This is a genomic window from Stappia indica, assembly GCF_001696535.1.
GTDB lineage: Bacteria > Pseudomonadota > Alphaproteobacteria > Rhizobiales > Stappiaceae > Stappia > Stappia indica.
The window spans coordinates 115680-136344 of record NZ_MBQE01000001.1; the positions used below are offsets into that span (position 1 = coordinate 115680).

General features: G+C 63.6%; 20 protein-coding genes. 9 read left to right on the forward strand and 11 right to left on the reverse strand.

The window, feature by feature from the left end; all coding sequences use genetic code 11:
- Positions 1-9: 9 nt before the first annotated feature.
- The 4 genes from BBX35_RS00580 to BBX35_RS00595 form a co-directional block, all read right to left on the reverse strand.
- Positions 10-1281: an O-antigen ligase family protein gene (locus BBX35_RS00580; RefSeq protein WP_083205949.1), complete on the reverse strand. Its 1272-nt coding sequence runs from the start codon at positions 1279-1281 to the stop codon at positions 10-12.
- Positions 1278-2837, reverse strand: coding sequence for an undecaprenyl-phosphate glucose phosphotransferase (locus BBX35_RS00585; protein WP_341871199.1), 1560 nt, complete (start codon positions 2835-2837; stop codon positions 1278-1280). The genes BBX35_RS00580 and BBX35_RS00585 overlap by 4 nt, the downstream gene beginning before the upstream one ends.
- Positions 2834-4072 (reverse strand): glycosyltransferase, encoded by a 1239-nt coding sequence (locus BBX35_RS00590; RefSeq protein ID WP_067214839.1) that lies wholly within the window; start codon positions 4070-4072, stop codon positions 2834-2836. The genes BBX35_RS00585 and BBX35_RS00590 overlap by 4 nt, the downstream gene beginning before the upstream one ends.
- A gap of 124 nt (positions 4073-4196) precedes the next feature.
- Complete coding sequence (locus tag BBX35_RS00595) at positions 4197-4754, reverse strand: polysaccharide biosynthesis/export family protein (protein WP_067217984.1); 558 nt, start codon at positions 4752-4754, stop codon at positions 4197-4199.
- Positions 4755-4808: 54 nt separating this feature from the next.
- On the opposite strand from BBX35_RS00595, the gene BBX35_RS00600 reads away from it, so the two are divergent.
- The gene (locus BBX35_RS00600; RefSeq protein WP_244271545.1) at positions 4809-7151 is read left to right on the forward strand and encodes a GumC family protein; all 2343 of its coding nucleotides are present in this window, start codon (positions 4809-4811) and stop codon (positions 7149-7151) included.
- Between the two features lie 89 nt (positions 7152-7240).
- Here BBX35_RS00600 and BBX35_RS00605 read toward each other — a convergent pair whose 3' ends face one another.
- On the reverse strand, positions 7241-8395 hold the full coding sequence (locus tag BBX35_RS00605; RefSeq protein WP_171901367.1) for a GNAT family N-acetyltransferase: 1155 nt from the start codon (positions 8393-8395) through the stop codon (positions 7241-7243).
- Positions 8396-8612: 217 nt separating this feature from the next.
- On the opposite strand from BBX35_RS00605, the gene BBX35_RS00610 reads away from it, so the two are divergent.
- Entirely contained in the window at positions 8613-9692 is a 1080-nt protein-coding gene (locus BBX35_RS00610) for a polysaccharide deacetylase family protein (RefSeq protein WP_067214847.1), read from the forward strand.
- Here BBX35_RS00610 and BBX35_RS00615 read toward each other — a convergent pair.
- A complete protein-coding gene (locus BBX35_RS00615) occupies positions 9667-9897 on the reverse strand; it encodes a DUF2842 domain-containing protein (RefSeq protein ID WP_067214849.1) in 231 nt (76 codons plus the stop codon). The two genes, BBX35_RS00610 and BBX35_RS00615, sit on opposite strands and share 26 nt — an antisense overlap.
- A 208-nt stretch (positions 9898-10105) precedes the next feature.
- Here BBX35_RS00615 and BBX35_RS00620 point away from each other — a divergent pair, with 208 nt between their 5' ends.
- Positions 10106-11209 (forward strand): COX15/CtaA family protein, encoded by a 1104-nt coding sequence (locus BBX35_RS00620; RefSeq protein ID WP_067214851.1) that lies wholly within the window; start codon positions 10106-10108, stop codon positions 11207-11209.
- A 74-nt stretch (positions 11210-11283) separates the two neighbouring features.
- Here BBX35_RS00620 and BBX35_RS00625 read toward each other — a convergent pair whose 3' ends face one another.
- The 3 genes from BBX35_RS00625 to BBX35_RS00635 all read right to left on the reverse strand — a co-directional run bounded on the left by BBX35_RS00625 (position 11284) and on the right by BBX35_RS00635 (position 14306).
- Entirely contained in the window at positions 11284-12567 is a 1284-nt protein-coding gene (locus BBX35_RS00625; protein WP_067214853.1) for an O-acetylhomoserine aminocarboxypropyltransferase, read from the reverse strand.
- Between the two features lie 370 nt (positions 12568-12937).
- Positions 12938-13468, reverse strand: a complete 531-nt coding sequence (locus BBX35_RS00630; RefSeq protein WP_067214856.1) for a CoA-binding protein — start codon at positions 13466-13468, stop codon at positions 12938-12940.
- Positions 13469-13475: 7 nt separating this feature from the next.
- Positions 13476-14306: an enoyl-CoA hydratase gene (locus BBX35_RS00635; RefSeq protein ID WP_067214858.1), complete on the reverse strand. Its 831-nt coding sequence runs from the start codon at positions 14304-14306 to the stop codon at positions 13476-13478.
- 157 nt (positions 14307-14463) lie between these two features.
- On the opposite strand from BBX35_RS00635, the gene BBX35_RS00640 reads away from it, so the two are divergent.
- From BBX35_RS00640 to rpsI, 3 genes are all read left to right on the forward strand, one after another.
- The gene (locus BBX35_RS00640; RefSeq protein ID WP_067217986.1) at positions 14464-14877 is read left to right on the forward strand and encodes a PaaI family thioesterase; all 414 of its coding nucleotides are present in this window, start codon (positions 14464-14466) and stop codon (positions 14875-14877) included.
- 228 nt (positions 14878-15105) lie between these two features.
- A complete protein-coding gene (gene rplM, locus BBX35_RS00645) occupies positions 15106-15573 on the forward strand; it encodes a 50S ribosomal protein L13 (RefSeq protein ID WP_067214860.1) in 468 nt (155 codons plus the stop codon).
- Between the two features lie 3 nt (positions 15574-15576).
- Positions 15577-16053, forward strand: a complete 477-nt coding sequence (rpsI, locus tag BBX35_RS00650; RefSeq protein ID WP_067214863.1) for a 30S ribosomal protein S9 — start codon at positions 15577-15579, stop codon at positions 16051-16053.
- 65 nt (positions 16054-16118) lie between these two features.
- On the opposite strand, the gene BBX35_RS00655 is transcribed toward rpsI, so the two are convergent.
- A complete protein-coding gene (locus BBX35_RS00655; protein ID WP_067214865.1) occupies positions 16119-16541 on the reverse strand; it encodes an Lrp/AsnC family transcriptional regulator in 423 nt (140 codons plus the stop codon).
- Between the two features lie 188 nt (positions 16542-16729).
- On the opposite strand from BBX35_RS00655, the gene rocF reads away from it, so the two are divergent.
- The 3 genes from rocF (at position 16730) to BBX35_RS00670 (ending at position 19956) form a co-directional block, all read left to right on the forward strand.
- Positions 16730-17683: an arginase gene (gene rocF / locus BBX35_RS00660; protein WP_067214868.1), complete on the forward strand. Its 954-nt coding sequence runs from the start codon at positions 16730-16732 to the stop codon at positions 17681-17683.
- Between the two features lie 29 nt (positions 17684-17712).
- Complete coding sequence (gene rocD / locus BBX35_RS00665; RefSeq protein ID WP_425274542.1) at positions 17713-18924, forward strand: ornithine--oxo-acid transaminase; 1212 nt, start codon at positions 17713-17715, stop codon at positions 18922-18924.
- 210 nt (positions 18925-19134) lie between these two features.
- On the forward strand, positions 19135-19956 hold the full coding sequence (locus BBX35_RS00670; protein WP_067214870.1) for a sterol desaturase family protein: 822 nt from the start codon (positions 19135-19137) through the stop codon (positions 19954-19956).
- Here BBX35_RS00670 and BBX35_RS00675 read toward each other — a convergent pair.
- Entirely contained in the window at positions 19953-20570 is a 618-nt protein-coding gene (locus BBX35_RS00675; RefSeq protein WP_208979731.1) for a DUF6653 family protein, read from the reverse strand. The genes BBX35_RS00670 and BBX35_RS00675 overlap by 4 nt on opposite strands.
- Between the last annotated feature and the right edge of the window lie 95 nt (positions 20571-20665).

Genomic DNA, 20665 nt, shown 5'->3' on the forward strand with positions numbered 1-20665 from the left:
CCCATGCACTCACCGCTGATGCGAGACCCGTGCACCGGCTGTGGAGAGACGGCGGCCGGCCGAGCTTCTCCAGGCATATTCGCAGGCGATAAGTCCCCATGCGAGGCCATACAGCAGGTACAGGTGACGCCAGCGGTCGGTGTCGATGATCGCCGACATCAGCATGTGGCCGAGCAGGACGACGAACACGCATTGCGCTGCCCATGTCCACGGGCGCCGCTGGAAGATCAGCGGGAAAAGGCGGACGGCGGTGAAGACGACGAGCGACAGATAGGCGACGCCGCCGAGCCAGCCATAGGTGGTGAACGCCTTCAGGTAGGTGTTGTGCTCGTCCTCGGGGAAGAAGTTGCGGAACTGCAGCGGACCGAGGCCGAACGGGTTGTCCAGCACCATCTGGAAGCCGAGCGAGTATCGCGCGAACCGGCCGAGCCGTGCGGTGTCGTAGTCCTGAACCAGCTTGGCGCGCTGCAAAAGCATGCCGGAAATCGAATCCACCGACAGCGCAATTGCGATCATGGCAAGCAGCGCAAGGGTTCCGGCAATTCCGAACAGGATCAGCCGGCTGCGCTCGCCGCGATCCTGCGTCATGGAGAACAGGATCAGGTAAAGGCCCGCGCCGGAAAAAGCCGCAAGGCCCCAGGCGGCACGCGAGAAGCTGAGCAGGATGCCGAAGCTGAGCACCGCGAGAACGGCGATGGCGATCAGGGAGCGCTTGAGCGGGCGAGTCAGCACCGCATGCAGGGCGATGGCCCAGGGCAGCACAAGGAAGGGGCCGAAGACGTTCGGATCCTGGAACGTGCCCTTGGCCCGGCCATACAGTGTGAAAAGACTGCCGGGCAACACGCCGAAATATCCGCCGATGCCGAGAAGCGCGACGATGACCGCGCTGGCCGTATAGGCGTTCGCGATGGTTGCGAGACGCGTCGGATCGCTAGCGGTCACTGCGGCGAAGAAGACGGCGGTCAGGGCAAGGAAGCCGGTCACGGCGATGTACATGATCGCCTCGCCGAAATCGTCCGACATCAGCGTCGCCAGGAGGCCGCCGCAGATGAACAGGACGATCACCAGCAGGAGCGGGCCGACGGCCGGAGAAAATCTCGGGCCCGACAGCAGCCAGCCGGACAGCACCACGACCATGGCGAGTTCGTAGGGCGCCGGCTCGCGCAGCACGAAACCGCCGAGAAACGTGACCACCCACAGTGCGATCGTGCCGATGACGCGCGTGTCGATGCGCAGCCCTGCACCGCCGCCGGCAAGTCCGCTATGGGCGGCCGTGCTCAATAGGCGTTCTCCGACTTGAAGAGGGCCAACGGCGTCGCCAGCAGGATCCGCAGATCGAAGAGGATCGACCAGTTCTCGATGTAGTAGACGTCGTACTCGACGCGCTTCTGGATCTTCTCCGGCGTATCGACTTCACCGCGCCAGCCGTTGATCTGGGCCCAGCCGGTGACGCCCGGCTTCACCTTGTGGCGAGCGAAGTAGCCGTCCACGACCTCGTCCCAGAGCTTTTCGTTGGTGTGGGCATTGACCGCATGCGGCCGCGGCCCGACCAGCGAAAGGTCGCCTTTGATCACGTTGAAGAGCTGCGGCAGCTCGTCCAGCGACGAACGGCGGATGAAGCGGCCGACACGAGTGACGCGCGGGTCGTTGCGGGTCACCACCTTCTTCGCGCCCGGATCCGCCATCTCGTGATACATGGACCGGAACTTGAGGACCTCGATCACCTCGTTGTTGAAGCCATAGCGCTTCTGGCGAAACAGGATGGGTCCCTTGCTCTCCAGCTTCACGGCGAGCGCGGTCGCGAGCATCACCGGCGACAGCAGCACGATCATCAGGCTTGCCACGGTCAGGTCGAACGCACGCTTTGCGATGCTGTCCCAGTCGGCCAGCGGCTTGTGCACCACATCGACGATCGGAACGGTTCCGATGAACGACGAGGCACGGTCGCGGAAGGTGAGCTTGTCGGTATGCGCCGAAAGACGGATGTCGACCGGCAGCACCCAAAGCGTCTTCAGGAACTCGAGCAGCCGTTTTTCTGCGCGCAGCGGGATCGTCACGATCAGCATGTCGATACGCGCAATGCGGGCAAATTCGACGAGATCGCTGACTGTACCGAGCTTCGGATAACCGGCGACGATATCGGGCGAGCGGTCGCCCTTGCGGTCGTCGAACAGGCCGCAGATGCGGATGTCGTTATTGGGCTGGCGCTCGATTTCGTGGATGAAGTCGGCCGCCACCTGGCCGCCGCCGACGATCACGGCGCGACGTTCCAGCCGGCCTTCCCGCGTCCATTTTCGCACGAAGATCGTGACCAGCGTGCGGGCCGTGAGCAGTGTCGCCAGGCCGAAGCCGTACCAGATGATCAGCAGGTCGCCCGGCAGGCCGCGCATGACATTGCCAAATGTCTTGGCCATGAACAGGGTGACGAACACCAGCGTCCAGGCGATGGTCATGCGCGCGGCCTGGGCTACCATGTTGCGCATCAACGGGATCTGGTAGCAGTCCGAAGCCTGAAAGAAGGCCGAAGACAGCAGCAGCGCTGTGGCAACCGGCAACAGCGCCGTCGACGAGGCCAGCGGCACGCCTCCGGAATGCAGGGAGGCGAAGCCGAACGCGGTGACAATGACGAGGTCGGCAAGGCGTACGGTTCCGCCCAGCACGCTCGGCGAGATCACGGACGTCTGAAGACCGTTGGCGATCTTGACGGCCAGCGGCGACAGCTTGCTGTTGCTGAACTGCGGGTTGGCGTTCTCACTTTCCGTCTCCGCGCTGCTCGGCATCACGTTGTGCAGCAGCTGCGTGGTGTGGTGCGGGGGCACGTCCTTGGCCTCCTTCATTCATGCCTGCCCGGCGAGCCGGCTTCCCGGTTCGCCAAAGCGCTGGCGGAAACCAGCGTCGACGTCTCCGGGCTCCGTCCAGCCTTGTCTTGCCGCTTCACGCCCCGGGTCTCCAGATAGAGCGAGGTGATACGGTCGTTCATGAGTTCGACATTGAAGGTTTCCGAAAGGCATTTGCGCTGCCCCTCCGCCCGCCGGCGCATAGCATCCGCATCGCTGAACGCGGCAGCCATGGCCGCCGCCAGCTCGTCGACATTGCCCGGTGTCACCAGCTTGTCGGCGTAGCGGCCGAAAATTTCGGGAATGCCGCCTACACGCGTGGCGATCAGCGGCACTTTCGCAGCCACGGTCTCCAGCACGATATAGGGCATCGCCTCGGCGCGGGAAGGAACCACGACGCAGCGCGCTTGCCGGAACGCCTCGCGGGCGGGCATCGCTCCCAGGAAGACGACGCGTTCGGCGAGGCCGAGCTCGCGCACCATCGCCTCATAGCGCGGGCGATCTTCGCCTTCACCGACGATATGGGCGCGTGCCGTCATCCCGTAGGTGCTTTCCAGCCGCGCTAGCGCCTGGATGAACAGGTCGGGGCCCTTCAGGTCGCGCAGCATGCCGATGAACATGAAGTCGGCGGCATCCGCCTGCGGCGGCACTTCGGAGAATTCTTCCGGCGCGAGCCCGTTGTAGACGACGCGGGCGGCGACCTTCGGCTGGGCGACCTTCGATTCGTACGCCGAGTACTCGTAGTCGGAAACGAAGACGAGGCCGTCGGTAAAGCGCTCCTGCAGCCGCTCCAGGGCGAAATAGATTCGCCCCTCGATTCGCTGCGGATCGTAGTGGAGGCTGCCGCCATGCGGGCAGTAGATGCGCGTGACCTTGCGTCCGCGGAGCCGCAGCAGCGTGCCGATGGACCGCGCGAACACGCCGCCCTTGGCTCCGTGGCCGTGCAGCACGTCCGGCTTCAGGTCGCGCACGTGCCGAAAAAGGGAGAGCGCAGCGCCGATATCGGCGGGCGTCACATGGCGACGCATCGGGAACCGCGCGATGCCGAGGGCGAGCTGCGGAGCGAGGCGGGCAATGGCCTCTGCCTCGAACGTGCCGCCGGTGGAGGCGTCGCAGATGACGCCGACCTGATGCCCGGCACGTGTTTGGGCAAGCGCCAGGTCCGAGATATGGCGGAAGATGCCGCCGATCGGGGCACGAACGATGTGAACGATGCGCAAGGGCGCGGCGGTCATCTGGAAACTCCCTGGCTCAACGCTTCGGCGCGCCTGGATTATCTTCCAGGTCACGCTCGAAGAACGCTAGCAGACAGGGATGAGTCGCTGGTTAATCCATGACCGAGGGAAAGCCGTGCGATGATTAGAAGAATCGCTCTCGCACATAGATCGTGTCGCCGGGGCGGACAGGATCGGTGATCGGCACGCGGCCGCTGATCACTTCGCCGTTGATCTGGCGCGTGATGTCGACCGAGTTCTGCTGGCCGCGAGGCGTGAAGCCGCCCGCCGTGGCGATCGCGTTCTGGGCCGTCATGCCGGCGACATAGGGATACTGTCCGGCGTTCGTGACTTCGCCCATGACGAAAACGGGACGATAGGTTGCGACTTCGACGGATACGTCCGGATCGCGCAAATACCCGTTTTTCAAGCGATTTGTGATCTGGCTCTCGAGTTCGCGGACCGTCAGTCCGCGTGCCGCGACGCTGCCGATGAGCGGCATCGCGATATAGCCGGCCTGATCCACCGTGTAGGTGTTGTTGAGGTCCTGCTGGCCGAAGACGATGACCCTCAGCACGTCGCTGGAGTCCAGCCGGTAGGGCTTGGTGAGGATGTCGTGAAATGCCGTGGGGGGCTGGCGGTATCCGCTGCAGGCGGCGACCGTCAGAGCCAGGCAGAGGACGGCGATGAGGCGCGTGAACATTCCGATCTCCTGAAGCGATTGCGCCATTCTTTTCCGCAACGTGGTTAACTTGCGGTGAATCCCGGCGACGTCGGCGTCGTCTTGCAGGTTTACGATATCGATCGTGGGGTTAACTCTCCGCTTACCATGAATCGTCATCATCCTCGCAGACATCCTTCCGGAGTAGCGAGCATGAATCAGCCGCACGCACCTGACGTCCGCCCGCCCGGCGTCGACGAGCGCGTCGAGATCGACCTTTCGGCGATCCTTACGGCCCTGCGTCGTTCGCTCCGCTGGATCGTGCCGCTTGTGGTTGGCGCAGTGGTCCTCACCTTTGTCATCCTTCAGTTTGTTCCGGCCCGCTACAGGGCCGAGTCGAAAGTGCTGATCGAAACCTCGAACATCGTCTATCCGGGTGATGTGCGCGGCGCCGAGGAGGAGAGGGCGCTGCTCGACACCGAGGGCGTCGCCAGCCAGGTGGAGCTGCTGCAGTCTCGCGACCTGATGCGTCGCGTGGCCCAACGGCTCGATCTTGCCAGCGTTCCGGAGTTCGAAGCAGGCTCCAGCAGCCTCGTCCGCGAGATGTTCGTAGCGCTCGGACTGATGCGGGACGGCGACAGCAACACCCGCGAAGAGCGGGTTCTGAAGGTTTTCTACGACAATCTCGAGGTTTTCCGCGTCGATGGCTCGCGCGTCATCTCGGTCCGCTACGTTTCTCGCGATCCCGAGCTTGCGGCCCGCGTCGCGAACGCTGTCGTCGAGGAATATCTCGACCTCCAGTCGTCGGTAAAGCGCGAGACGACCGATATCGCCGCGGCCTCCCTGGAGCCGCAGATCGAGCGTCTGCGCGAGGAAGTCCAGGCGGCGCAGAAGCGCGTCGAGGATTTCCGGTCGCAGAACGACCTTCTGCTCGGAGCCGACAACCAGACGCTCGACCGTCAGCAGCTCGGCGAGATCGGCACCCAGCTGTCCGATGCTCGCGCCGCCCAGTCGCAGGCCGAGGCACGCGCCAAGCTGATCCGCAGTCAGCTCGGCGGTGGCGGCTCGCTCGACGGCATGCAGGACGTGCTGAACTCGCAGCTCATCCAGCGACTGCGCGAGCGCCAGGTGGAGTTGCAGGCGCGCATCGCCGAGCTGTCTACCACCCTGCTTCCCAACCATCCGCAGATTCGCGCGCTGCGCTCGCAGCTCGACGATTTCGAGCGGCAGATTCGCCAGGAGGCGGGTCGCGTGGCAGCTGGCCTCGAGAACGAGGCACGCATCCAGCAGGAGCGTGTGGCGTCCCTGCAGGCGACGCTGGACCAGCTAAAGACCCGTGCGGCGCAATCGAACGACGATCAGGTCCGGCTGCGTGACCTGGAGCGCGAAGCGGCCGTGAAGACCACTCAGCTGGATCAGTTGATGACCCGCTACCGCGAGGCCGACACGCGGCGCAACGCAACGGCAATCGGCGCCGATGCCCGCGTCATCTCGCGTGCGACCGTTCCTCTGGAGCCGTTCTCGCCCAAGGTGCCGCAGACGGTTGCCATCGCGGCATTCGTCTCGCTGATGCTGTCCGCCATAGCGGTCATCCTCGGCGTGTTCGTCTCCGGTCGCGCGTTTGTCACGCGCGTCATTGAGCCGGGCGAGGCGTCTGCCTCACGCGCCGCCATGCCTTCTGCAGATGCCGGCTCTATGAAGGCCGCTGAGGCACGAGCCGTGCCGGCATATGGCGCAGGCGCTTCGACCTTCTCTTATGGTTGGTCGGCTCCCGCTGCGGTGCAGCCGGCTGCAGCCGTCGCGGCAGAAGACGATGTCGATGAGGTGCCGCAGGATACCGGCGACGCGCCGGCTGCCGTGTCCGGGCTGGACGGCCCAGTGGCGGCTCCCGCGTCCCCACGCCCGCGCCGTGTTGCGGTCCTCAGCGTCGACAGCGACGAAATCTCGCAGAGCGTCACGTTCCGGCTGGTCCGTGCCGCCGCGGAGGAGGGGGTGATGCCCTTGTTCCTCGAGGTGCGGCCCGATCTTGCCGACCCGGAGGCCGTTCCCGGCTTCGCTGAGCTGCTCGACGGTACGGCATCTTTCGCCGGCGTGATCTACCGGGATGCAGCGTCGCGAGCTCATGTCATCGAGGCCGGACGGCGCGCAATCGACGACGAGCTTGCCCAGAACGAGCGGTTCGAGATGCTGATGGAAGCGATCGACCACACCTACGATCAGGTGTTCTTCGATCTCGGCCTGATCGACGATTCTCTCATCAGTGCCCAGATCCTGGCGATGGCCGATCAGGTCGTCGTGGCCTCTGGCGGTTCGCCGGCGGATCCGGAGATGGAAGACGCCATGCGCATGCTCGAAGACCAGACCGGTGCGCCGGTGGTCGTCGAGACCGTCAGCGACGGCAGCCGTGAGCGGGCAGCGCGAGCCGACATGGCCGCGTGATCCGCCCCTGGTGTCCTTGTCCTAAAAACGAAAAGGCCAGGCGAAATGCCTGGCCTTTTTTGTTGTTCCAGCTTGGCCGAGAGGCTCGATCAGCCTTTCAGCTTGCGCATGCCACGCACCAGTTGCCACAGCGCTGGCGAGTTGCGGATCCGGCGCTTGAGGTTCCGCACCTGCTTGATCCCGCGCTGTGCGAGATGGCCCTTCAGGGTCACGGGGATCTCGACATCCATAAGCACTTCCTTCTCGGCCCAAGCGGTCTTGTAGCGCTCTGCACCGAGGCCGAAATCGAAGGTGTGGGCGCCCAGCCGGCAGGCATCGGCGATCACGTGGTTGAGCAACACGTCGCCCGGGCTGTGTACCGCCACGTCCTCATCGATGCTGTTGGTATAGGCATGATAGCGTCCGTACTGAACGCCGCAGAGGTAGGTGGCGCGGATGCGGCCGCCTGCTTCCAGAGCGTGAATGGTGACATGCTCGGAATGATCGCGGATCGCTCCTTTGAGCTGGTCGGCAAGGAAGCTGCGCACGTCTGCCGGCTCGAACACGTTGGGAATGCCCTGCGAGGCCTGGCGCGCACTGCGCTGTGCGATCAGCGTATCGAGGAAGTGCAGTGCCGTTTCCTCGTCCGCTGCCTTGCGCCAGACGAGGCCGCCCAGCTCCGCGAGCTTCTTTTCCTTCACCCGCAGTTTCTTGCGGGCGCTGGCGCTGCGACGCTCCTTGTAGAGAGCCTCGAAATCCGGCTGGAGCGCGAACGCATGGACCGCATTCAGGCTCTCGGTGGCGTGGCGGTCGATCAGCGGATGCACCCGCTCGTCCATGGTCGCCGGAACGTATTTGAGGTCGAATAGATCGATATTGTGTTCACGGCCGATGCGAAGCAGCGTCTTGCGCAGGCTCTTGCCATGAATGCCCGCAAAGACGTCCCGTCGCCACAGGCCGCTGTTCTGGTTGCCGTGAAAATCGCCCAGGAAACGGCCAAGGCGCAGCGCGCCGCCGCATGACTTCATCACGGCGAGCGGCAGCAGGAATGCGGGCTCTCCATCGATCTCGCCGACGACGATCACTGCCTCGATGCCACGATTTCGTCCGACATATTCGTACCAGGAGGCGAGCCACTCGTAGCTGGTGAACAGCGTCCCGAAGGCATTTTCCTCCAGATGGCGCCAAGCGCAGGCGGCATCGGCCGGATCGCGATGCGTATGCACGGCGAATTCGCCATTCTCGAGCATGGCATCCAGCCTCATCGCTTCAATGTCCATCGTATCCCAGTCATCCGACCGGAAAAGTCCGACCGACCTGATCATTGCGTTCCCCATCCGCCATGCTCTCGTCGTTGTTGACCCGATTGCCACTCGTTCGATTACTGACCTCACTAGCAAGGAGTTCTAAAGAAAACGTCGATATGCTCCCATCAGTTGAAAAAGCCGGTGCGTGCTCGCCGGAAAGAGGCGTTTAGAGACGATGGATCTTCGGCGTCACCTGCTGGCTGGAGGCTGCAAGCTCCTGCACTGGAGCGGGATGGGCCGTCTGTTGGCACCATTTACCGGCGGCCGGGGCGTCATCTTCACGCTGCACAGCGTTCGGCCCACCGAGGCGCCGAAGGGTTTTGCGCCCAACGCCCATCTCACCGTCACGCCCGAATTTCTCGACCGCACGATCCGGCAGATCCGCGCTGCGGGAATGGAGATCGTCTCTCTCGAGACTGCCGTGAAGCGCATGCGCGAGCCGGACTACAACGGCAAGCGGTTCGCCGCGCTGACGTTCGATGACGGCTACCGCGACAATCTGGTTCATGCCAGGCCGGTGCTGAAACGCCATTCGGCGCCTTTCACCATTTTCGTGACGTCCGGCTTTGCGGATCGCAGTTCGGAAATCTGGTGGGAAGCGCTGGAACGGATCGTTGCGACGGCGGAAGAGGTAGAGGTTCCGGTCGGCGCCAGCATGCGCCGTTTCTCGGCGCGGACCGACGCCGACAAGGAGAAGGTCTTCTGCCATCTCCTGCACTGGTTCACCCGGGACCTTGGCGAGGATTCGCAGCGTCTCGAATTGCGCCGGCTGGCGACGATCCACGGGATCGATCTGCCCGCGCTTGCCGAAGAGCTGATCCTGAGCTGGGACGAATTGCGCGAAATGCTGCGCGATCCGCTGTTTTCTGTCGGGGCTCACACCCACGATCACTATGCGCTGGCACGCCTGACGCGCGACCGGATGCGGCGGGACGTCGCCAAGGGGTTGGAACGCCTCGACCAGGAACTCGGCGTGCGCCCCTGCGTGTTCGCTTATCCTTACGGCTACGAGGCGGCCGTGAACGTCCAGTCGCTGGAGGTGATCCGCGAACTGGGTTTCGCCGCTGCAGTCACCACCCGGCCGGGCGTGCTTTCACCTGGCCTGGAGCCGATGGCGCTGCCGCGGATCTCGCTCAACGGTTATTTCCAGAACTCGGCGATCGTGTCCCAATACCTGACCGGAGCACCGTTTCCGGTCTACAACGCGGCCCGGCGCCTTCGCGATACGATCAATCCGCATCCTGCCTGCGGCTGATCCGGAAACCGTGCTCCATCCACCAGATGATGGCGCCGGCCGGAATGGTCCAGGCGATGCCTGCGATGCCGAAATACAGCAGCTGAACCACGCGGGACGAGTGCTGCAAGGTCATGTCGCCGATCACCATCGCGGTGAAGGCATAGCTGATCACGAAGATGACCAGCACCACCATGCCGATGAATTTGCGCAGCGGATTTCGCATGTCGTCTCCGGATTGGCGGGGCAGGGCAGTGCGCCCGTTGTTCAAGGCACAACAAGTAGCTCTTGCTCTTGCCGATGTCGCCTGTGTGCATGTGTCACAGCGGCCCCGCTCGTCAAGCCCTTGTCTTCCACACCTCGTGCCTATAACCCCGCTCAGGCTTGCGGCACGCCCTGTGCCGTCCTCACGTATCACGGCACGGTAACTTCCCATGTCAGACACGACGGCAGCTCCGCTCTCCGCCCCGCTGGATGACGCGACCGCTCGTATCGCATCCAACCGCAAGGCAATCCGCCTGTGGCTCTATGCCATCTGTCTCCTGATCTTCGCCATGATCGTGGTCGGTGGGGCGACTCGTCTCACCGACAGCGGCCTGTCGATCACCGAGTGGAAGCCGATCCATGGCGCCATTCCTCCGCTCTCCGTCGCCGAGTGGGAGGAGGAGCTGGAGAAGTACCGGCAGATCCCCGAGTACCAGCTGATCAACAAGGGGATGTCGCTCGAGGAGTTCAAGTTCATCTTCTGGTGGGAGTGGGGGCACCGGCTGCTCGGCCGGGTGATCGGTCTCGCCTTCTTCGTGCCGCTCGTCTGGTTCTGGTGGCGCGGCCGGATCGAAAAGTGGCTTCTGCCCTGGCTGGTCGGCGGGTTCGTGCTCGGCGGCATGCAGGGTGTGGTCGGCTGGTGGATGGTCGTGTCCGGCCTTGCCGAGCGCGTCGACGTCAGCCAGTACCGCCTTGCAACGCATCTGACTCTGGCGTGTCTGATCTTCATCTATCTCTTCGCGCTCGCACGATATCTTGCGCTGATCCCGGCGAACCGCACCTCGGCGAGCCCGCAGACATCCCGACCATTTTCGGGGACGGCGAAGCTTCTGCTTGCCCTGCTGGTGCTGCAGATCTTCCTGGGCGGACTGGTCGCAGGTCTCAAGGCGGGCCTGTCCTTCAACACATGGCCGCTGATGGACGGTCAGTTCATCCCCTCGGGCCTGTGGACCATGGCTCCGGCCTGGATCAATCACTTCGAGAACGTGCTGACGGTGCAGTTCCAGCACCGCATGACGGCCTATCTGATCGTCGGCTTCGCGCTCTGGGCGATGTGGGCCGTCTATCGGAGCGATGCCGCACGCCACCTGCGCGGGGCTGCACATGCGGTTGTGGCGATCCTCTTCGTCCAGATGCTGATCGGCATCGGCACGCTGCTCGGCCATGTGCCGTTCTGGCTGGCTCTGTCTCACCAGGGCTTCATCGTCGTGGTGATGATGGCGGTCGTGGAATTCTGGGCGCGGGCGCGCTTCGCGGAGCCGGTTCGCGCCTGACACGACCGGCGAAACGAACACAAAAAAGCCGGGCGAGATGCCCGGCTTTTTCATTTCTGGAAAGCGATGTCCGCTCAGACCGAGGCCAGAGCCTGGTCCAGATCGGCGATGATGTCTTCTGCATCCTCGAGGCCGATCGACAGGCGCACCACGTCCGGACCTGCACCGGCCGCCGTCTTCTGCTCGTCGGTGAGCTGACGATGGGTGGTGGACGCCGGATGGATGATCAGCGAGCGCGTGTCGCCGATATTGGCGAGGTGCGACAGGATCTGGCAGTTCGATACCAGCGCGACGCCGGCCTCGTAGCCGCCCTTGACACCGAAGGTGAAGACCGCGCCTGCGCCCTTCGGCATGTATTTCTGCTGTCGCTCGTGGTTCGCGTCGCTCGGCAGGCCGGCATAGGAGACCCACGCCACCTTGTCATGACCGGCGAGATGCTGGGCCACCTTCAGCGCATTGTCGCTGTGGCGCTGCATGCGCAGCGGCAGTGTCTCGATGCCGGTCAAGATCATGAACGAGTTCATCGGCGAGATTGCCGGGCCGAGGTCGCGCAGGCCCAGAACGCGGCAGGCGATGGCGAAGGCGAAGTTGCCGAAGGTCTCGTGCAACACCATGCCCGAATATTCCGGGCGCGGCTTCGACAGCATCGGATAGCGGTCGGTCGACGACCAGTCGTAGCTGCCGCCATCGACGATCACGCCGCCCATCGAGTTGCCGTGGCCGCCCATGAATTTGGTCAGCGAGTGCAGCACGATGTCGGCGCCATGCTCGATCGGCCGGCACAGATAAGGAGTGGCCAGGGTGTTGTCGACGACGAGCGGAACGTTATGCGCCTTGGCGACCTTAGAGATCGCCTCGAGATCGACCACGACGCCGCCGGGATTCGCCAGGCTTTCGATGAAGATCGCACGGGTGCGGTCGTCGATCAGCGCTGCGAAGCTTTCCGGATCGTTCGCATCGGCCCACTTCACTTCCCAGCCGAAGCTCTTGAACGAGTGGTTGAGCTGGTTGATCGAGCCGCCATAGAGCTTGTTGGCGGCGACGATGTTGTCGCCCGGCGTCATCATCGTGTGGAACGCGAGGAGCTGCGCCGAGTGGCCGGAGGCCACTGCGAGCGCCGCGGTGCCGCCTTCCAGCGCTGCAACGCGCTCTTCCAGGACAGCGGTCGTCGGGTTGGTGATGCGGGTGTAGATGTTGCCGAAGGCCTGCAGCCCGAACAGCGATGCCGCGTGATCGACGTCGTCGAAGACGAAGGACGTGGTCTGGTAGATCGGCGTCACCCGCGCGCCGGTGGACGGGTCGGGCTGCGCGCCGGCATGGATCGCCAGCGTCGAAAAACCGGGAATGCGGTCGCTCATGAATTCCTCCGTGACTGCAAAGCGGCGGCATACTGGCCGATGCCCGCAGGCAGGTCAAAGGAAAGCGATTTCGTTTCAGGCGGCTGGGGGGAACGGCTTTTGCCGAATGGAGCTTTCTGCGCGGCGTCAGTCGCCGTCGCAGCCGTCCGCATCGCTGTCGAAGATGCCACCGTCGTGAGAGCTCCGCGAGCGCTCGCCGCCGTAAGGCCCCTCCCGGTTGCCGGCGATGATCATCGCTAGTCCGGCGGCCACAAGCATCGCAATCGCTACGAGAATGACGATGCTTTAAGGCGAAGCGAGCGAAGTCGGCAGCATTTCCATCCCCGGAGAGTATCCGTGCGAAGGAAAGAATCCCTGAATCGCGGCGGTTTCAGTCTTTGCGCAACCCGCGATGCTGGAAACCGCCCTTCAGGGCCGGGCGTTTGGCCGAAAGCGTCCGAGAGTTCACGCCGGTCCAGCCGATTTCTCCAGACAGCCGGCCATATTCTATCTTCGGGCACCGGTTCATGACGACGCGCACGCCGGCGGCTTCTGCCAGCTTCGCCGCCTCCTCGTTCGTCACCGAAAGCTGCATCCAGATAACCTTCGGCAGTGGAGAGAGCTGCAGCGCTTCCTGCGTCACTGCCAGCGCGGCGTCCGAATTGCGGAAGATGTCGACCATGTCGATGGGCGAGGGAACGTCCGCAAGGCTGGCATAGACCGTCTGGCCGAGGATCTCCTTGCCGGCATGACCCGGATTGATGGGGAAGACCTCATAGCCCTTCGACAGCATGTATTTCAGGACGAAATAGGATGGGCGGACGGTGTTCGGGCTCGCGCCGACCATAGCGATGGTCTTCACGTCGTCGAGGATCGCGCGGATATAGCTGTCCGGATAGGTGTCGTGCTGGGGCTCGCTCACGGCTTTCTCACTCACCGGTCCACTCGGGCGTACGCTTTTCGATGAAGGCGCCGATGCCTTCCTCCGCATCGCGCGCCAGCATGTTCTCCACCATCACCTGCGCGCAATGACGATAGGCATCAGCGAGCGACATTTCCGCCTGTGCGTAAAAGGCTTCCTTGCCGATCTTCAGCGTCAGCGGTGACTTGGATGCGATGGTTTCGGCGTATTTCGCGGTCACCTGTGCAAGGTAGTCCGCCGGCACCACCCGATTGACGAGCCCGAACTCGCGCGCCGTCGATGCATCGATGATCTCGCCGGTCAGCAGCATCTCCATCGCCTGCTTGCGCGAGACGTTGCGCGACAGGGCCACCATCGGAGTGGAGCAGAACAGGCCGATATTGACGCCAGGCGTGCAGAAGCGGGCGCGGTCGCTGGCAATGGCCAGATCGCAGGAGGCGACGAGCTGAAGCCCCGCTGCCGTTGCCATGCCGTCGACTTCGGCAATTACGGGCTTTGGATGCGTGACGATGGTCTGCATCAGCCGGGCGCAGCGGTTCATCACCTCGGTGAAATAGACGCGGCCGCGGTCGGAATGGCTGCGGGCGGCGGTCATTTCTTTCAGGTCGTGACCGGCGCAGAAAACATTCCCTTCGGCTCGCAACAGGATCACGCGAACGGTAGTATCCTCGCCCGCCGCGTCCAGGGCATCCTGCAGTCCCGCCATCATCTCTTCCGACAGCGAGTTGCGCCGCTCGGGGCGGTTCAGCGTCAGCCGCAGCACGCCGCCCGACAATTCCCGGGCGATCGGCCCGTCCTGGCTGATCGCCGTCGCTGCGGCGGATGTTGCATCGCTCATGGCGCTTTCTCCCTGTCTGTTCCCGTTATAGGGCAAGCCGGAAGTCCGACAAAGGGACCTTCGTTCCCCTTGGCACTTGTCGCTTTTTGCGGCTTACGTTAACGAAAGCGTCAAAAGAGAAAAAAATCACCAGGGAAGGAACCGCCCCGTGCCCATCATGACCGTCGCCGAGCTCAACGCCTTTCTGGATCGCGAATTTCCGCAGATCCATGTGGACGGACGCATCTACGAAATCGAGGCGGTGGCGCCGGGGGAAGCCGTGCTGTCGGTAAAGGCATCCGAGAAGCACCTGCGGCCGGGCGGCACGATCTCCGGCCCCACGATGATGGCGCTTGCCGATCTTGCCGCCTATGCGGTGATCCTGGCGCATATCGGTCCCGTCGCGCTGGCCGTGACCACCAATCTCAACATGAACTTCCTGCGCAAGCCGGAGCCGGGCGATCTGGTCGGGACATGTCGGCTGCTGAAGCTGGGCAAGCGCCTCGCGGTCACCGAATGTGCCATTACCGGCCGGGCAGGGGGCGACCTCGTGGCCCACGCAACGGCCACCTATTCGATTCCGCCGCGCTGATAGGCGAAAAAACGGTTCTTTTTGTGTGGTATATATATACCGTTTTTCCAAGTATATGTTTTTTCTGACAAATTTTTGACGAGTTGCGTTTCGTGTGCATTGACAGTGCAGGCGAAGCCGCGTACATCCTGCGCCGACAGGAAGCGGGCCCGTTTCGGGGCCCGTTTTGCTTGACCTCGGGTGTCCCGCATTGATCGCGGCGCCCGCGACCAAAGACGGACCACAGCCATGAAGACCTATTCTGCCAAGACGGCCGAGGTCGAGAAGAAGTGGATCTTGATCGACGCAGAAGGCGTTGTCGTCGGCCGCCTGGCCGCCTTCATCGCCAACACGCTGCGCGGCAAGACCAAGCCGACCTTCACGCCTCACATCGACTGCGGTGACAATGTCATCGTGATCAACGCTGACAAGGCGGTGCTGACCGGCAAGAAGTACTACGACAAGAAGTACTACTGGCACACCGGCTTCCCCGGCGGCATCAAGGAGCGCACCGCCCGCGCCATTCTCGAGGGTCGTTTCCCCGAGCGTGTGCTTGAGCAGGCCGTGAAGCGCATGATGCCGGGTGGCCCGCTGAGCCGCGCCCAGCTCAAGAATCTCCGGATCTATTCCGGTGCCACGCATCCGCATGAGGCCCAGTCGCCGGTTTCCGTCGACTTCAAGGCCTTCAACGCGAAGAACGACGGAAAGAGGGCCTAATCCATGGCTGAGCTCCAGTCCCTCGAAGATCTCGGCGGCGCTCTGGGCACTGCCCAGTCCGACGCTCCGGTGCACGTCCAGAAGCTTGACGCCCAGGGCCGTGCCTACGCCACCGGCAAGCGCAAGGACGCCATTGCGCGCGTCTGGATCAAGCCGGGCACCGGCAAGATCACCATCAACAAGAAGGACTACTCCGCGTATTTCGCGCGTCCGGTCCTTCAGATGATCCTGCGCCAGCCGATCGTCCTGACCGACCGCGATGGCCAGTACGACGTGATTGCCACCGTGTCCGGCGGCGGTCTGTCCGGCCAGGCCGGCGCGCTGCGCCACGGCATCTCCAAGGCTCTGACCCATTATGAGCCGGAGCTGCGCGGCATCCTCAAGAAGGAAGGCTTCCTGACGCGCGACAGCCGCGTCGTGGAGCGTAAGAAGTACGGCCGCCGGAAGGCTCGCCGGAGCTTCCAGTTCTCCAAGCGCTGATCGTCACCGATCATCCTTGCGACACTCTGCGGCCCGCCTCTGGCGGGCCGTTTTGCGTTCGAGGGCTACCCTTTGCGAGATGACAACAGGATGCTGGTTTCCGAGCCGGCGATGCCATCGAGCAGGCGGACGGTGGAAAGCAGGCGGTCGAACGCTTCCAGCGTGTCGGTCTCCAGTTCGGCGACCACATCCCAGCGACCGTTGGTCGTGTGCAGGGCTCGCACCTCCGGGAACCCCTGAAGCCGCCGCACCACGGTCTCCGCCCGGTGCCCCTCGACCTCGATCATCATGATCGCGCGTACCCGGCCTCCGGCTTCGTGGCTGCGCAGGCGGATGGTGAACCCCTGGATGACGCCTGTTTCCCTCAGCCTGTCGATCCGCGCCTTCACGGTTGCCCGCGATACGCCGAGGTCGGCCGCAAGGGAGGCGACGGGCAGGCGCGCGTCGTGCCGCAGCAGCGCTATGAGTCGGCGGTCCAGATCGTCCATCTTATCACTTTGCCAGATTTGTCTTTTCAATCTGCAAGATCATATCGCCAATCTGACGAATTATCACCTGTTCGCTCACTCTTCATCCGGACATCATCCGACCTGAGCTAGGCTGTCGCTGACGGTTGCCGGATCCATTTGCCCGGCAGATCGTTGATGGATCAGACAGCAAGGCAGGAGACGGACGCATGTCGACGGACAGGACCCAACCGATTGCACTTCTTGGCGTGCCGCTCGAAGCGGGCACGGGCCGGCGCGGCGCAGCCATGGGGCCAGCGGCGCTGCGCGTTGCGGGTCTGGCCGAGCGGCTCGAGGCACTCGGCTGGTCGGTCAGCGATTTCGGCGATGTGGAACAGCTTCCTGCGGAGACAATCGGCGCGCTGCATCTCCCGGGAAGGGCACATGTGCCGGAGATTGTCGCGTCCTGGGTGCGCCCGCTGGCGCACGAAGCGCGGCGCCTGTGCGATGAAGGCTATCTGCCGGTCTTGATGGGCGGCGACCATTCGCTCTCCATGGGCTCTCTCTCCGGCGTCGCGAGCTATTGGCACGAGAAGGGCCGCCCTCTGTATGTGCTCTGGCTCGACGCGCATGCCGACTTCAACACGCCGTCGATTTCTCCCTCCGGCAACCTGCACGGCATGTCGCTGGCTCTGGCGGCGGGCGAGGAGGAACTCTTTCCCGTGATGGCCGATGCGCCGCGCGCCGTCGTCGATCCCTCGCGGATGTGCGTTTTCGGCGCTCGCTCCATCGACCCGCAAGAGCGCGAACTGCTGCGCCGCCGCGGCGTGACGGTCTGCGATATGAGGCAGATCGACGAGAATGGCGTCTCACTTCTGATGCGAGATTTTCTGAATAAGATCAGAAAGGAGAACGGAGTTCTTCACGTATCGCTTGATGTCGACTTCCTCGATCCCGGCATTGCCCCTGGTGTCGGCACGACCGTGCCGGGCGGGGCCACCTACCGCGAAGCCCATCTGGTGATGGAGCTGCTGGAGGATGCCGGCGTCACCGTGTCGCTCGATATCGTCGAGCTCAACCCCTTCCTGGATGAACGCGGCCGCAGCGCCATTGCTCTTGCCGAGCTGGTTGCCAGCCTCTTCGGCCAGGACGTCATGGACCGCCCGACCCAGGCCTTTGCCTGAATTCTGGCAGCGAATTAATGGAGATGGATGTGACCCGCCTGCCCGAAGACTATATCGCCGCCGAACATGAGCTCGGCGCGCACAACTACAAGCCGATCGACGTCGTGCTGACCCGGGGCGAGGGCGTCTGGCTGTGGGATGTCGACGGCAACCGCTACATGGATTGCCTCGCGGCCTATTCGGCGGTCAATCAGGGGCACTGCCATCCCAAGATCCTCGCTGCGATGACCGAGCAGGCAGCCAAGCTGACGCTCACCTCCCGCGCCTTCCGCAACGATCAGCTGGCGCTTCTCTATGAGGATCTGGCCAGGCTGACGGGCGCACACAAGATCCTGCCGATGAACTCCGGCGCTGAGGCGGTGGAAAGCGCCGTCAAGGCGGTGCGCAAGTGGGGGTATGAGGTCAAGGGCGTCCCGGCCGGCAAGGCGGAGATCATCGTCTGCGCCAACAACTTCCACGGACGCACCCTCGGCATCGTCGGGTTTTCGACCGATCCCGTGGCCCGGACCGGGTTCGGCCCGTTCGCTCCGGGCTTCCGCGTGGTGCCCTTCGGCGACATCGATGCGCTCGAGCAGGCAATCACGCCGAACACCGTCGCCTTCCTCGTCGAGCCGATCCAGGGCGAGGCCGGCATCCTGATCCCGCCGGCCGGCTACTTCACCCGCGCCCGGGAGCTCTGCACGCAGCACAACGTCACGCTGATCCTTGACGAGATCCAGACGGGTCTGGGCCGGACCGGCAAGCTGCTTGCCGAGGAGCATGAGGGCATCGAGGCGGACGTTACGCTCGTCGGCAAGGCGCTGTCGGGCGGCTTCTATCCTGTCTCTGCGGTGCTCTCCAACTCGGAGGTGCTGGGCGTCCTGCAGCCGGGCGAGCATGGCTCGACCTTCGGCGGCAATCCGCTGGCCTGCGCGGTTGCCCGGGCAGCGCTCCAGGTGCTGGTCGAGGAAGGGATGATCGAGAATGCCGAACGACAGGGGCAGCGCTTCATCGAAGGCCTGCGCTCGATCCGCTCCAACGCCGTGCGCGACGTGCGCGGTCGCGGTCTGATGCTGGCCGTCGAGCTGCATCCGGAGGCCGGCGGCGCCCGCGCCTATTGCGAGGTGCTCAGGGAGCAGGGAATCCTTGCGAAGGACACCCATGACCATACGATCCGCATCGCCCCGCCGCTGGTCATCACCGCCGACGAGGTTGACTGGGCGCTCGAGCGCTTCGACACGGTACTAACGACAAGCAAATAATGTGACTTTAGCAAATCGCACTCGTTAAATTTCTGGAGCAGCTTGGTGCGTTCAGATAGATTTTTGCCAACAACGGCGGATCGCAAGCGTGTTTCCACGCAGTGTCGACCGCCAGGCAGAATCCGGGGCGGTCCCCCTGTATGGACATGCTCCCAGGGCGGAGTGGCAGCGTGCTGCCACTCCGCCCATTGTGTTTCGGGGCGCGTTTGCATGGGAACTGTCGAGTATCTGGTGAACGTCGCCCTGGAATTCCTGCCGTTCCACGCGGCAGCCTATGGAACGAATGTCACTCTGTATTTTGCAACCGGCCTGGTGTTGGACGCAATTCAGTCCCGCTATCCGGAGCGGCGCATTCAAAAGCGCCGCCGTGGCGAGATACGAAAGTGGCGCGAGATCCGCCAGAGCCTGTTATCCCTGACCGTTACCTCGGGATGCATCGCCGCGGGTGTTTTCGCATCGGTGAAGGGCTGGACCCTTGTCGCACCGCTTCCGCTCACATGGTGGTCGGCAGTGCTGATGTTCGTGGTCTCCGTCATCGCCTTCGATGCCTGGTTCTACTGGGGCCATCGACTGATGCACAGCCCGCGGCTCTACCGCTTCCATGCAGAGCATCACCAATCCGTGGCGCCCACCGTGTGGAGCACCTACAACGACAGCCTTGTCGATGCGTTCGTGATGCAGAGTTATTACCTCTGGATTCCCTTCTTGCTGCCTATCCCGATCGAGATCTTGGTCCTCCACAGGCTCGTCGATCATGTCAACGGAACGATCGGCCATTCGGGCTTCGAATTCTACGCATCCCCGTTGGTACGCGTGCCTTCGCCAATGGTGTGCGTGACTTTTCATGATCAGCACCATTCCCGGTTCCGCTACAACTACGCCAACTTCTTCTCGTTCTGGGATCGGGTGTGCGGAACGCTGCATCCCTGTTACGATCAGGAAGTCCGTCGTCTGGAGAAATGGGAAGAGGGACAGGAGGAGGGAGACCAGCCTGGAGAACCACGCGTGATCCCGAGGGGGGCTTCTCGCTAGGAAGCGCTCCGGCGCGCCAGATCGTGGCGCGAGGCATTGTCATTGTCCGGAACGACGGTCCACGAACGATAGACAGGATGCGCGTCGCGCATGCGGTCGTACAGCGCCACCATGCCGGCCAGGAATGCCATCTTCGCCGCATAGGTGACCACGGTGCCGAAGATGACCATCGAGAGGTTCAGAGTCATCGCGCCCCACATGCCCAGTGCAAAGCCGGCGGAGGTGCCAAGCGACAGCAGGATGGCGCGGCGGTTGTCGTCCGAGGGGATCGGCACGACGGCCCGGTTGATCCAGACCCGTTCGCCGAAGGTCGCGCGCGCATGCCAGGTATCCAGCCGCCGCGGCGGCGAGAAGATGCGCGGGTTGAGCCACAGCCAGAGGCAAACGGTTGCGATCGAAAGGCCGGCCAGCGGCCAGCCGAACCAGCCGTGCGACCAGACCGCAAGGTAGAGCAGGGGGAGGGTGGCGAAGCGCGTCCACACGCTCCATCCGCTCGCATGGCGGTGCCAGACATCCGCATCCATGCCGAGCATGCGCAAGCGGCCGGCATTCATCGGCCGATAGACCGAATAGCGCGCGGGTTTCGGCCGAAACTGGGCCTTTTGCTGTTGCATCTCTCGCATCTCTTGCGAAGTCCGGGCTGTGCTCCCTGTTACAGGAGGCTGCTGCGACCCGGTGGACGTTTCCTCAAGCCGACGAGTTTAACGCA